5 protein-coding genes, 14 tRNA genes and 3 rRNA genes are annotated in these 13,926 nt (G+C 40.2%); 2 read left to right on the top strand and 20 right to left on the bottom strand.

Annotated features, from left to right (window positions below):
- Positions 1-667: 667 nt before the first annotated feature.
- Together CUC15_RS05650 and CUC15_RS05645 are read right to left on the bottom strand one after the other, a co-directional pair.
- Complete coding sequence (locus tag CUC15_RS05650) at positions 668-1,693, bottom strand: hypothetical protein (RefSeq protein ID WP_114915723.1); 1,026 nt, start codon at positions 1,691-1,693, stop codon at positions 668-670.
- A gap of 144 nt (positions 1,694-1,837) precedes the next feature.
- A complete protein-coding gene (locus tag CUC15_RS05645) occupies positions 1,838-3,061 on the bottom strand; it encodes a hypothetical protein (protein ID WP_114915722.1) in 1,224 nt (407 codons plus the stop codon).
- 1,236 nt (positions 3,062-4,297) lie between these two features.
- Here CUC15_RS05645 and CUC15_RS05640 point away from each other — a divergent pair.
- Together CUC15_RS05640 and CUC15_RS05635 are read left to right on the top strand one after the other, a co-directional pair.
- Positions 4,298-4,624: a DUF771 domain-containing protein gene (locus CUC15_RS05640; protein ID WP_114915721.1), complete on the top strand. Its 327-nt coding sequence runs from the start codon at positions 4,298-4,300 to the stop codon at positions 4,622-4,624.
- 127 nt (positions 4,625-4,751) lie between these two features.
- Positions 4,752-5,864: a site-specific integrase gene (locus CUC15_RS05635; protein WP_114915720.1), complete on the top strand. Its 1,113-nt coding sequence runs from the start codon at positions 4,752-4,754 to the stop codon at positions 5,862-5,864.
- Between the two features lie 147 nt (positions 5,865-6,011).
- Here the strand turns inward: CUC15_RS05635 and CUC15_RS05630 are convergent.
- The 18 genes from CUC15_RS05630 to CUC15_RS05545 form a co-directional block, all read right to left on the bottom strand.
- Positions 6,012-6,095, bottom strand: a tRNA-Leu gene (locus CUC15_RS05630).
- Between the two features lie 17 nt (positions 6,096-6,112).
- A tRNA-Cys gene (locus tag CUC15_RS05625) sits at positions 6,113-6,186 on the bottom strand.
- Between the two features lie 22 nt (positions 6,187-6,208).
- Positions 6,209-6,283, bottom strand: a tRNA-Gly gene (locus tag CUC15_RS05620).
- A 3-nt stretch (positions 6,284-6,286) separates the two neighbouring features.
- A tRNA-Gln gene (locus CUC15_RS05615) sits at positions 6,287-6,361 on the bottom strand.
- Between the two features lie 30 nt (positions 6,362-6,391).
- Positions 6,392-6,467: transfer RNA gene (locus CUC15_RS05610), tRNA-His, on the bottom strand.
- A gap of 13 nt (positions 6,468-6,480) precedes the next feature.
- Positions 6,481-6,554, bottom strand: a tRNA-Trp gene (locus CUC15_RS05605).
- 19 nt (positions 6,555-6,573) lie between these two features.
- A tRNA-Tyr gene (locus CUC15_RS05600) sits at positions 6,574-6,658 on the bottom strand.
- Between the two features lie 10 nt (positions 6,659-6,668).
- A tRNA-Phe gene (locus CUC15_RS05595) sits at positions 6,669-6,741 on the bottom strand.
- A 9-nt stretch (positions 6,742-6,750) separates the two neighbouring features.
- Positions 6,751-6,827: transfer RNA gene (locus CUC15_RS05590), tRNA-Asp, on the bottom strand.
- A gap of 53 nt (positions 6,828-6,880) precedes the next feature.
- Positions 6,881-6,957, bottom strand: a tRNA-Met gene (locus tag CUC15_RS05585).
- Between the two features lie 17 nt (positions 6,958-6,974).
- A tRNA-Val gene (locus CUC15_RS05580) sits at positions 6,975-7,050 on the bottom strand.
- Positions 7,051-7,055: 5 nt separating this feature from the next.
- Positions 7,056-7,130 (bottom strand) — tRNA-Glu (locus CUC15_RS05575).
- A 16-nt stretch (positions 7,131-7,146) separates the two neighbouring features.
- Positions 7,147-7,237: transfer RNA gene (locus CUC15_RS05570), tRNA-Ser, on the bottom strand.
- 1 nt (position 7,238) lies between these two features.
- Positions 7,239-7,313: transfer RNA gene (locus tag CUC15_RS05565), tRNA-Asn, on the bottom strand.
- Positions 7,314-7,422: 109 nt separating this feature from the next.
- A 5S ribosomal RNA gene (rrf, locus tag CUC15_RS05560) occupies positions 7,423-7,538 on the bottom strand.
- 152 nt (positions 7,539-7,690) lie between these two features.
- A 23S ribosomal RNA gene (locus tag CUC15_RS05555) occupies positions 7,691-10,608 on the bottom strand.
- A gap of 184 nt (positions 10,609-10,792) precedes the next feature.
- Positions 10,793-12,359 (bottom strand): 16S ribosomal RNA (locus CUC15_RS05550).
- Together the 16S, 23S and 5S rRNA genes with 14 tRNA genes alongside form the textbook arrangement of a ribosomal RNA operon.
- Positions 12,360-12,860: 501 nt before the next feature.
- Entirely contained in the window at positions 12,861-13,727 is an 867-nt protein-coding gene (locus CUC15_RS05545; RefSeq protein WP_114915719.1) for a nucleotidyltransferase-like protein, read from the bottom strand.
- Positions 13,728-13,926: the final 199 nt, after the last annotated feature.

The raw sequence follows: 13,926 nt of genomic DNA, 5'->3' as shown, positions 1-13,926 counted from the left end.
TATCACATATGTAGAGCTTTAATAATATTAATAGCTATCAGTAAATCTATTCTAAAGATTGTATCCCTACTTGTGTTATGATTCACTCAGAAGTTTTTCAGATTAACCTTTTATTGTAGATTTATTCGCATTCTCACTAAATCCATTTAAATCAAGCATCATGAATTACACCAATCCATCGAGTAGGCATTCCTCAGCCGTAATGGTACGCTAGAGTTTCTCACACCTTTTCACCGAGCTTTTAACATTACCATCCTTTTTAATTCTAGCGCTAATCGATTTAGAGAGACCCCCTCTGAGTGTTACTCCACATTTAATTATGCGATATAATCCTTCAGCTCCAGAGGAACTGTCTAGCCTTTCAGAGAGAATGAAAATATACTGAACTGTCTATACAGTTCTTAATCTAATCAACCAATATATCATTGAATAGTAGCTCTCTCTTTAAAGAATTAGAAGGGCTTCTTTGATATTGTTCTTTTTCGTAATTAGAAAAGTTTATTTTCATGGTAGTTAAATAAAGAAAAGTTTTCCAGTTTGTTAAATTAGTCATTGTATCTATTTGCATATCCTTCAATGACTTTGAATAAAGTTAGGTGGTCCAATAAACAGATTTTAATCCAATTAATGGATACGAGGATACGCAGGAATGTGATACTGGCACTTATTATTCGGAATGTCCATCTAAGTTAATAGTGGTTCTCGAAAATAGAAAACCGTGTTTATATTTTGCTGATTCATTATTATATACTATAGATATATCATTTGAATCAAATTCTGTTGGGTCTATTGGATTATCCGCATATGGATTAAGGTATAGCGACATTCCGTCTAACAAAGATTCTTTATATTTTTTATGGGAAGTCACCTTCATTTGCCCTTTTGTATCATAATCGTTATAAGTATACGACTGGAAATAAATACTCTTTTTTTTATTTAGAGAAAGTGCTCTTACTTTTCCCATAGAAGCAACAGAACTAAATAATATTCCACTAATATAACTGTATTTCTGATTGTTAAATATTCCTATGGGGATCTGTTTCCCATTCTTTCTTTTTAATATATTCTCTGAATACTCTAGATATGGAGTACCCTCTCTGTACTCAGCTTTTACTAATCCATATAATACTCTTTGTATTGCACCTATACCTTGCAAGTAAAAAAATGGTTGTTCAAATGCTCCTACTGCTAGAATAAATGGTTTCCCTTTTACATGCTCAAGTTTAGAGTATGTTTCTATATATTTTCTAGCCTTATTGCTTATACTGCTAGCAATACGTTCTGTTGCTAAATGGACAATTTCTTCATAATTTTTATTATCAATTTTATCTTTATTTTCCAAATCAGCTAGCGCATTAATTCTTTCGTGTTCAGGTGTCCCCTCTTCTGCATGCCTAGTACTTACAGCTTCGATAACCATTTCTAACTTTTGCTTTCTTGTTTTTATAACAAAATCAGGTGAAGAATAAGAATAGTCTATTTTGAAGCCCAAATTACTGAAACAAGCATGTAGATATAGCTCCCAAAAAGAAGTATTAAATGTAGTCTGAAACTCCTTTACAAACTTGTGATCTCTATCCTTAAAACCTATTGCCCAGGAGTTTAAGACTTTTACTAAATCTGGATCTTTTGATACATTTATAAAATTTTCATGTAGCTTATCCTCATTGACCTGAATATTAAATAAATCCACGATAATCCCCTTTACAAACAATAATTATTAGCACTATATTTAATACCGCTTTTTTTCAACTTTAGTGAAATTATAGAATCTCTCCTTAAACTTACCTGCTCCTGTAGCACAAGAAGCAACTTCCTTATTCCTTTATATAGTTCATCAAGTAATCATATACTTAATTAGTTTTTCGAATATCTCTTGTCTCTTAAATGCTTCAGATTCTCCCTCTTCAAAAGCTTCTTCATCCCAACCCTGAAATACACATGATTTTGATCTACTAGCCATGGCAATCAAGTATGCAGGATGCTGATTTAGACCGCCCTCAATACCAAATGTTTTAAAATATTCCAGCCCTTTATCCTTTTGAAATGTGTACAGTTCTGTATGTGGACCGTCAACCTTAAGGGATAATTCATTTATTTCAGAAAGTATTTCTCGATTTAAAACTAATTTATCAGGAAGGTTATTAATAGCTAGGATTTTGTTTATATCCAGTCCATGTTCGTTACTGAGGTCGATAATATCTAAACCTAATTCTACTATGTTCTCTAGCAGAGCGAGGAAAATAAAAGTTGGATTAAGGTTAGTTGTATTATTTAATAAGCGGTTTACCAGACCATTAAATACAGTGCCTTGTGTCCTTTTTATTTGTTCGTAAAATTTAAACGGTAAATTTAAGCTAATGCTACAAAGTGCCTTACTTAAGATAAATGCTCTGGGTATATCGCCTAAATTAGCAAAAGAAGAAACTAGGTGCGCAGCTATTGAGTATACAAATAGCCCTGGGTTATAAAGATAGTGTTCATATTCTTTTTGCATAAGATGACCTTCTACTGCCCTTGCACCTCCTTCTAACTTACTAACTAAATCGAGTTGATAGATTATCTCTGCCCACATAGCATTTGTTTCCCAAAGTGATTCCATTGTAAAAGGAACCCTTACATAGGGCGTATCGTTATATTTAAAAGTAACAGTTAAAAGTTCTTCACCACTTGGCTTATTAAATATATCTAGATCTCCAGTAGTCTCAAAATAATATGACCAATTCTGAAAACCTGGACTAGTAGAACCACTGCTCAGCTCGTTTGCAAACTTGGTATGACTCCAGTTTTTTAAGGTATTTAAAAATTTTATAATATTATGTGCTTGAGGTTTCTCTTCATTTTTAATAATTGCTTCATTAATAATCTCACATTCATTCAATGCACTATAAATTTTAACTAGCATTTCCTGTCCAGAAAGAGTTACCAGATGATCAAAATAATGCGATGCCTCATGAACTATTAATTTAGCACTTTTAACAGTGGAAATCTCAAAATTTAAAGCATCTATTTGCTCCAAAAGAATTTTTAAATGACGTTGGGTTAAATCTCTAAAATCCATAGTTTGACTCATTATTCTATATGAAGCTTCAATTGATAAGTTTGCAAATGAATTATTATTAAATATATTAATTACCCCCGATTAAACATACCTTTTTAATTGTTCCTCTCTAAAATGAAAAATTATGTATTAGAATTTATCTTCAATTAAATTCAATTCCCTTTGATGTTTCCTTAGAACTTCAGTAAAACTATTGTGGTTTATTAGAGATACTATGTAAATAACTTAGTCACTCTTACCAGATGGTTATGTACTTTTAGAGAAGGAAGAAAAGGAATTATTAACGTGCTTAAATAACCATTAAAGCAATTCTGGCCTAAACGAAATATATTTTTAATAAGTCCATAGGACAATTCAAACGATCAACCAAATTGTAATTAAAACTAAGTTTTATAATAATTCTGTAGTTTATATACTGCTTATTTTATTTCATTTTACTCTATCAATAGCTTTATTATGTAACTCAGTAATCCGGGCCATATTAATCCTTTTACATCTCTACGAAGGTAACAATAAGCATTCTTGAACTAAACTACCCAGATAGTTTTAGTACACAATTTTACAATATCTAAATCTAGATATATTTTACCATATATTCAAATATTTAAATCATCATAACTGCCAAGTTAACAATAATACCTTGTTTTAGTGACTTCACTTGTGACTAAAGAATCTAAATTTCTGAAGCTAATTATTCTTCCTTTACTTATAGCTGATTTACTTCCTCCTTAAGTTTCTTTAAATCATTGATCAAGGAATGAAGGCTTTCCACTTTAAACTCTCCACAAACGGAACCTTCTAGCATACTCCTTACCGGTAAGTATAGAAAAAAAATCCTAATAAGCATGTTACTTTAGGGGTGGGGGCGACAAACTTTGCGATACTTTAACCTATCAAAGTAGCTACCTCCCCAAATTTTTTTATAAATTTTCTTTTGATATTAGGAGGTATTTTCAATTTTTTATCCAATTTTCCATATTTACGAGGATTAAGAAGGAATCGAGAGTATTTCCGCAAAAATATATGAAAAATCCATGTATACATTCAGTATAGCACTTGTTACCTTTGGACAATTATATCTATTGAGTATAAGCCGTGTGGCTGTATCCTGGTTTTAATTTTATAATAATAATAGAAATCAGCAGAATTCACTATAAATCATTCTAGATAGAATTCGAAGTATATTAAAGGCATAGCATGTTCAAGCCTAAATCTTAAATTGAGGAGAAAAAGAGAATGCAACAACTATCAGTAAATTTAACAATACCAATACCTTCTGATTCAGTTCTTATTTCAAAAGTAGAGCTCCAAGAGCTAAAGCAACAACAATTAAAAGGTGTTTATTGGACAATGAAAAATCTTGAAGTAAGAATTAACCGAAAACATGAATGGATCAAAGAAAACATTCTTTATCCACAAAAGTTCAAGGAAGTGCTTGATGCAGACTACGGCGGATTTGTATACTATCCAAAAACCAAAGGTCAATCATGGTCTTTTCACGCCTTGAAAATGACTGATTTTTTGGATAAAAATTTCCACCATATATTTTCTCACTTACAGTAATAAACAATTATATCATCAGAAAAAGAAATTATTCATAATACAACACTACAAAAATTGAACAAAACTTGATAAGATAAGGGTGACCTATTATCGACGACCACCCTTATCTATAAAGTGAGGGGAAAGTATGGCTAGTATACAAAAAAGAGGAAAAACTTATCAATACACAGTTAGTCGCACTATAAATGGAAAACAAAATCCCATCAGAAAAGGGGGATTCCGCACTAAAAAGGAGGCACAGATTGCAGCAGCAGAAGTTGAAGCACAATTAGCAAAGGGCATAAATCCCGTTTTAAAAAAGGTACCCTTTGATGAATACTTTAAAAACTGGATTGAGCTTTATAAGAAACCTCAGGTCAGCCCAACTACTTTGAAACATTATGAATACTCATTAGGTGCGGTCAAAGAATATTTTTTTGATACACCTATTCAAAATATCAAAAGATATGATTATCAAAAATTCTTAAATTGGTTTGGGAATAAGAGAGCAAAAGAAACTGTTGCTAAAGTACACGGACATATTAAATCATGTGTAAAAGACGCAATGGAGGAACAACTAATCCAAATTGATTTTACAAGAAAGACTCAACCAACTTGGACTGTTCAAGCAAAAAAATCGGTAGATAAACATTTGAACTATGATGAGAGTGAACAGCTATTACGAAGCATATGGAGCAAGATTGACGATGGATTAGGATATTCCTTAATACTTCTTGCACTAACCTCTGGAATGCGTTTTGGTGAGCTTGTAGGTCTAACAAGAAAGGATTTTAACTTTGCTAACAACACTATCAATATAAACAAGACTTGGGGCTACAAGAAAAACTCACCTGAAGATTTTGGCCCAACGAAAAACGAACAGTCAAATAGAATCATAAAGATGGATAGACTTACGATGAATCATTTTAAAGAATTATTTAGCATTACTCCATCGAATATTCATCAATTAGTATTCTACAGTCCAGCATCAAAATACAAAGTCCTTAGCAATACTAACGCCAATAAGTTACTAAAAAAACTGCTGATGGAGTTAAATATTGAACCGATAACTATTCATGGATTACGTCACACTCATGCAAGTGTCCTTCTCTATCAAAAGGCTTCCATTCATTATGTAAGTGAAAGATTAGGCCATAGTGATATTGAAACAACTTTAAAAGAATACACACATGTTCTAACAGAATTACGCTTGCAAGACGAGCAGGTGACAGTAGAAACTTTTGAGAGTATGATTGTGTAAATGGTGTGTAAAAAATGTATAAAACGATATAAGAACTGTCGAATACTGTCGAATACTCAAGATAAGAAAAAAAGCTTATAAACCCATTCATATCAAGGTTTATAAGCACATCTAGATTCATATATCTTAACTAAAAACATTCTAAGATACCGGTGGTCGGGGTCGAACCGACACGTCCGTGAAGACACGGGATTTTGAGTCCCGCGCGTCTGCCAATTCCGCCACACCGGCATGTTATTATAATATTATGGAGGCGGTAACCGGATTTGAACCGGTGATAGAGGTTTTGCAGACCTTTGCCTTACCACTTGGCTATACCGCCATTTATATTTAAAAATAAATATTGGAGCGGAAGACGGGATTCGAACCCGCGACCCCCACCTTGGCAAGGTGGTGTTCTACCACTGAACTACTTCCGCAAATGGCTGGGCTACTAGGATTCGAACCTAGGATACACGGGATCAAAACCCGATGCCTTACCGCTTGGCTATAGCCCAATATTTAAATTGTTTATTGATAATTATTTATGGGGCGATTGATGGGGATCGAACCCACGTGTGCCGGAGCCACAATCCGGTGCGTTAACCACTTCGCCACAACCGCCGTGAAAATAAAATGGCAGGGGTAGTAGGAATCGAACCCACATTGACGGTTTTGGAGACCGTAGTTCTACCGTTAAACTATACCCCTACTTGCTTATAAAAAAATATGGTGGAGGGGGGCAGATTCGAACTGCCGAACCCTGAGGGAGCGGATTTACAGTCCGCCGCGTTTAGCCACTTCGCTACCCCTCCATATAAAAAGTGGCGCGGGACGGAATCGAACCGCCGACACAAGGATTTTCAGTCCTTTGCTCTACCGACTGAGCTACCGAGCCAAATATAGATGGCGGTCCGGACGGGACTCGAACCCGCGACCTCCTGCGTGACAGGCAGGCATTCTAACCAACTGAACTACCGGACCATATATAATATGTTAGTGAAATGTTTTATGTACAAAACATTTATTAACAAATTTGGTTGCGGGGGCAGGATTTGAACCTACGACCTTTGGGTTATGAGCCCAACGAGCTACCAGACTGCTCCACCCCGCGGTAATATTAAAAGTTTATGGTGGAGGATGCAGGGCTCGAACCTGCGACCCCCTGCTTGTAAGGCAGGTGCTCTCCCAGCTGAGCTAATCCTCCATTATTGGTGACCCGTACGGGATTCGAACCCGTGATACCGCCGTGAAAGGGCGGTGTCTTAACCGCTTGACCAACGGGCCGTTATTTATTTTAAAATGGCGGAGAGCGAGGGATTCGAACCCTCGAGGCCGTGTAACGGCCTACACGATTTCCAATCGTGCTCCTTCGGCCACTCGGACAGCTCTCCATGGCTCCACAGGTAGGATTCGAACCTACGACCGATCGGTTAACAGCCGATTGCTCTACCACTGAGCTACTGTGGAATAATTCAAATTCGAATACCATGCCTATGTCCAAGCATAATTGCCTGTCCTATTGCAAGATTATTCGGAGCAGCTTCATTCAACATATTAATATTGCTGAATGGAGATTGCCTGGCGGCGTCCTACTCTTGCAGGGACAAAGTCCCAACTACCATCGGCGCTGAAGAGCTTAACTGCTGTGTTCGGTATGGGAACAGGTGTGACCTCTTCGCTATTACTACCAGACAATTTAAATCCAAATCATCTCTTTTGAAAATTAGTGACAATCTATATTATACTACTTTTTATTAAGAATTTCAAGCATTTTCTTAAAAAGATTATGCTTTATACCTTAAAAACTAAATAAGAGTAATGGTCAACGACAATCAAATAAGAATTTAGTTAAGTCCTCGATCGATTAGTATCCGTAAGCTCCACGTGTCACCACGCTTCCACACCGAACCTATCAACCTCATCGTCTCTGAGGGATCTTACTCACTCGAAGTGATGGGAAGTCTCATCTTGAGGGGGGCTTCATGCTTAGATGCTTTCAGCACTTATCCTTTCCACACGTAGCTACCCAGCGATGCTCCTGGCGGAACAACTGGTACACCAGCGGTGTGTCCATCCCGGTCCTCTCGTACTAAGGACAGCTCCTCTCAAACTTCCAACGCCCACGACGGATAGGGACCGAACTGTCTCACGACGTTCTGAACCCAGCTCGCGTACCGCTTTAATGGGCGAACAGCCCAACCCTTGGGACCGACTACAGCCCCAGGATGCGATGAGCCGACATCGAGGTGCCAAACCTCCCCGTCGATGTGAACTCTTGGGGGAGATAAGCCTGTTATCCCCGGGGTAGCTTTTATCCGTTGAGCGATGGCCCTTCCATGCGGAACCACCGGATCACTAAGCCCGACTTTCGTCCCTGCTCGACTTGTAGGTCTCGCAGTCAAGCTCCCTTCTGCCTTTACACTCTACGAATGATTTCCAACCATTCTGAGGGAACCTTTGGGCGCCTCCGTTACTCTTTGGGAGGCGACCGCCCCAGTCAAACTGCCCGCCTGACACTGTCTCCGAACCGGATCACGGTCCTGGGTTAGAAGGTTCATACAACTAGGGTGGTATCCCACGGGCGCCTCCACGTAAGCTAGCGCTCACGCTTCAACGGCTCCCACCTATCCTGTACAAGCTGCACAAACATTCAATATCAGGCTACAGTAAAGCTCCACGGGGTCTTTCCGTCCTGTCGCGGGTAATGCGCATCTTCACGCATAGTATAATTTCACCGGGTCTCTCGTTGAGACAGTGCCCAAGTCGTTGCACCTTTCGTGCGGGTCGGAACTTACCCGACAAGGAATTTCGCTACCTTAGGACCGTTATAGTTACGGCCGCCGTTTACTGGGGCTTCGGTTCTATGCTTCGCACCGAAGTGCTAACATTTCCCCTTAACCTTCCAGCACCGGGCAGGTGTCAGCCCCTATACTTCGCCTTTCGGCTTCGCAGAGACCTGTGTTTTTGCTAAACAGTCGCTTGGGCCTATTCACTGCGGCTCCATGTTAATGAAGCACCCCTTCTCCCGAAGTTACGGGGTCATTTTGCCGAGTTCCTTAACGAGAGTTCTCCCGCTCACCTTAGGATTCTCTCCTCGCCTACCTGTGTCGGTTTGCGGTACGGGCACCTATGATCTAACTAGAGGCTTTTCTTGGCAGTGTGAAATCAGGAACTTCGGTACTAATTTCCCTCCCCATCACAGCTTGAAATTGTTGAACGGATTTGCCTATCCAACTTTCTCACTGCTTGGGCGCACACATCCATCGGTGCGCATTCCTTATCCTACTGCGTCCCCCCATCGCTCAAACAATCATGAGGTGGTACAGGAATATCAACCTGTTGTCCATCGCCTACGCCTTTCGGCCTCGGCTTAGGTCCCGACTAACCCTGAGAGGACGAGCCTTCCTCAGGAAACCTTAGGCATTCGGTGAAAGAGATTCTCACTCTTTTTTCGCTACTCATACCGGCATTCTCACTTCTAAGCGCTCCACCAGTCCTCACGGTCTGACTTCACAGCACTTAGAACGCTCTCCTACCATTGTTCGAAGAACAATCCGCAGCTTCGGTGATACGTTTAGCCCCGGTACATTTTCGGCGCAGAGTCACTCGACCAGTGAGCTATTACGCACTCTTTAAATGATGGCTGCTTCTGAGCCAACATCCTGGTTGTCTGGGCAACTCCACATCCTTTTCCACTTAACGTATACTTTGGGACCTTAGCTGGCGGTCTGGGCTGTTTCCCTTTCGACTATGAACCTTATCACCCATAGTCTGACTCCCAAGCTGAAGTAATTGGCATTCGGAGTTTGACTGAATTCGGTAACCCGGTGAGGGCCCCTAGTTCAATCAGTGCTCTACCTCCAATACTCAATGCTTGAGGCTAGCCCTAAAGCTATTTCGGAGAGAACCAGCTATCTCCGTGTTCGATTGGCATTTCACCCCTACCCACACCTCATCCCCGCATTTTTCAACATACGTGGGTTCGGGCCTCCAGTCAGTGTTACCTGACCTTCACCCTGGACATGGGTAGATCACACGGTTTCGGGTCTACGACCGCATACTATAAACGCCCTATTCAGACTCGCTTTCGCTGCGGCTCCGTGTCTTCCACTTAACCTTGCATACGATCGTAACTCGCCGGTCCATTCTACAAAAGGTACGCCGTCACCCATTAACGGGCTTCGACTACTTGTAGGCACACGGTTTCAGGTACTATTTCACTCCCCTTCCGGGGTGCTTTTCACCTTTCCCTCACGGTACTGGTTCACTATCGGTCACTAGGGAGTATTTAGCCTTGGGAGATGGTCCTCCCGGATTCCGACGGAATTTCTCGTGTTCCGCCGTACTCAGGATACACTCCGGAGAGAATTCCTTTTCGACTACAGGGCTGTTACCCGCTATGGCTGACCTTTCCAGATCGATTCGTCTAAAGAATTCTTTTGTAACTCCAAAGGAGTGTCCTACAACCCCAGAAAGCAAGCTTTCTGGTTTGGGCTAATTCCGTTTCGCTCGCCGCTACTCAGGAAATCGCATTTGCTTTCTCTTCCTCCGGGTACTGAGATGTTTCAGTTCCCCGGGTCTGCCTCCATTATCCTATGTATTCAGATAATGGTACTGTCCCATTACGAACAGCGGGTTTCCCCATTCGGAAATCCTCGGATCAAAGTTTACGTACAACTCCCCGAGGCATATCGGTGTTAGTCCCGTCCTTCATCGGCTCCTAGTGCCAAGGCATCCACCGTGCGCCCTTATTCACTTAACTAAGTTAGTAAATAAGCGTACTAATTTATTAGCCTTGCTTTAATTTTAAAAATTGATGTCGTTGTTACTCTTATTTAGTTTTCAAGGTACAAAGTATAAAATGAGAGATTTGCTCTCTCAAAACTGAACCAAACAACACAGTATGTCCTTACTATCTTAAAGATAGCGTTCCGAATATTCCTTAGAAAGGAGGTGATCCAGCCGCACCTTCCGATACGGCTACCTTGTTACGACTTCACCCCAATCATTGGTCCCACCTTCGGCGGCTGGCTCCATAGAGGTTACCTCACCGACTTCGGGTGTTACCGACTCTCGTGGTGTGACGGGCGGTGTGTACAAGGCCCGGGAACGTATTCACCGCGGCATGCTGATCCGCGATTACTAGCGATTCCGGCTTCATGTAGGCGAGTTGCAGCCTACAATCCGAACTGAGAATGGTTTTATGGGATTTGCTTGACCTCGCGGTTTTGCAGCCCTTTGTTCCATCCATTGTAGCACGTGTGTAGCCCAGGTCATAAGGGGCATGATGATTTGACGTCATCCCCACCTTCCTCCGGTTTGTCACCGGCAGTCACCTTAGAGTGCCCAACTAAATGCTGGCAACTAAGATCAAGGGTTGCGCTCGTTGCGGGACTTAACCCAACATCTCACGACACGAGCTGACGACAACCATGCACCACCTGTCACTTTTGTCCCCGAAGGGAAATCCCTATCTCTAGGGAGGGCAAAAGGATGTCAAGACCTGGTAAGGTTCTTCGCGTTGCTTCGAATTAAACCACATGCTCCACCGCTTGTGCGGGCCCCCGTCAATTCTTTTGAGTTTCAGCCTTGCGGCCGTACTCCCCAGGCGGAGTGCTTAATGCGTTAACTTCAGCACTAAGGGGCGGAAACCCCCTAACACCTAGCACTCATCGTTTACGGCGTGGACTACCAGGGTATCTAATCCTGTTCGCTCCCCACGCTTTCGCTCCTCAGCGTCAGTTACAGACCAGAGAGTCGCCTTCGCCACTGGTGTTCCTCCACATCTCTACGCATTTCACCGCTACACGTGGAATTCCACTCTCCTCTTCTGTACTCAAGTCCTCCAGTTTCCAATGACCGTTCGTGGTTAAGCCACGAGATTTCACATCAGACTTAAAAGACCGCCTGCGAGCGCTTTACGCCCAATAATTCCGGACAACGCTTGCCACCTACGTATTACCGCGGCTGCTGGCACGTAGTTAGCCGTGGCTTTCTGGTTAGGTACCGTCAAGGTATGATCAGTTACTATCATACTTGTTCTTCCCTAACAACAGAGTTTTACGATCCGAAAACCTTCATCACTCACGCGGCGTTGCTCCGTCAGACTTTCGTCCATTGCGGAAGATTCCCTACTGCTGCCTCCCGTAGGAGTCTGGGCCGTGTCTCAGTCCCAGTGTGGCCGATCACCCTCTCAGGTCGGCTACGCATCGTCGCCTTGGTGAGCCATTACCCCACCAACTAGCTAATGCGCCGCGGGCCCATCTGTAAGTGACAGCTTGCGCCGCCTTTCATCTTCTCGCCATGAGGTAAAAAGTGTTATCCGGTATTAGCTCACGTTTCCGCGAGTTATCCCGATCTTACAGGTAGGTTGCCCACGTGTTACTCACCCGTCCGCCGCTCATTCCACTCTTCTTCACCCCGAAGGGATCAGAAAAGCTTCCTGCGCTCGACTTGCATGTATTAGGCACGCCGCCAGCGTTCGTCCTGAGCCAAGATCAAACTCTCCAATAAAGTGTTTGAAATGAAATTGACACCAATCAATTCCATATAATGTCTTAGCTTTAAGAAGTGTTACCTTCTTGTTTTGTTGAAAAGAAAACACATTTCTTTTCGTTGACATACTGGTTGTTTTGTTCAGTTTTCAAAGAGCAAATGTTGTTATCGCTTCGTAAATCAGCGACTTTATTAATGTAACATACTTGTAATCAAATTGTCAACAAGTATTTTTTTATTTTTTGTCGTTAAGTTGTTTTGTTTCAGCGACGTTTATAAATGTATCATGGTTAAATAATTAAGTCAACGATTTTAAAGAAATAATTTACTGTGTAAACTTCTAGAAAATGCTATGAATTTTTTCTTCCTATTATAAGCCTGTGATAATTCCCAAATATATATTAATCAATAAAGCGCATAATCCAATCTAAACAAAAATATCGAGATAGGATTATGGCGCTTATATTTGGTTGAAATATTATATTGTAACTTATGCTGATAAATAATTTAGGTGATTATTTATGATTTAATTTTATATTTTCTCTGATGAACATCGATTCCTTTTGTTGGCTCTAGAACAATTTCAATTATTTCTTTTTCAGCAAGGTAAGAAATTATTGCTGCTAAATCTAAAATATAGGCCTGCGTATCTTCATTCGTTAGTTCGGCAAATGACCATTCTGATTCTTTCGTTTGCATTACCGTTAATAAATGGTTTACTGAAGTTCTTGCTCGATTGCTTATAACGTACTCCATCGCAAGTATCATCAGCTCAGCCTTCTTAGATATTTCTTCATTGCTTTCAATAAATTCTTCGTATAACTTATACACTTCTAAATCTATTTTCTTTACTTGGCTCCAGACTGTTACTTCTGGATAATATCCTTTTTCAATAACAGCTAACCTTGCTAAATGAAGGAGTGAATTCATAATTTTACTATGTGCATCTTTAAAATCCTCCATTTCAAAAAGATTCTTAGCTTCAGTATAACTCTTGATTAGTTTTCCAAATTCAATGACCTTCCTTAAATCCCTTTTTGTATTTGGAAATTCTCTAAGCTGATTCCTTAGATTACTCATATATTCATTTCGATCAAATACGATCTGTCCTTCGATTATCCATTCAACAGCTGCACGGTAACCACTAGTATCAATCCAGTTCATTAACATATCTTCTCTTACTGTATGTAATGCGGCTGTCTTCCCTTCAAATTCATAATGTTTGACTTGCCAAGCTTGATCCACATCCGTCACAATGATCAGCATAATGATATCAAAGCTATCTGTTAAAGTACTGTGTTGTGTAGTCTTTTCTATCATCGTTATTCCCTTTGTATTCTGGTTACTTGCACGTTCTTGGTAAATCGGTCTTAGGAAATTTTCCATTTCTCGATTTCCTCCATTTCTATCTTCACAGCTACGATTTAATTTCTTACATTATTCATTTCGATATACTTATACAAAATACCTTTTTATCACCTAAAAAATTTCTTTGCTACATCGATAATTAAACAATCTGTAAATTTTAAGGCGAAATATGCTATACTATTAGAAAAACTTGGCTGTCATCTGACTTTTAAGTGAC

Origin of the sequence: Oceanobacillus zhaokaii (assembly GCF_003352005.1) — a bacterium.
In the GTDB taxonomy this organism is placed as follows: Bacteria; Bacillota; Bacilli; order Bacillales; family Amphibacillaceae; genus Oceanobacillus; species Oceanobacillus zhaokaii.
Note: the sequence above shows the minus strand (reverse complement) of the source record. Positions and strands in the feature narration are given on the sequence as shown.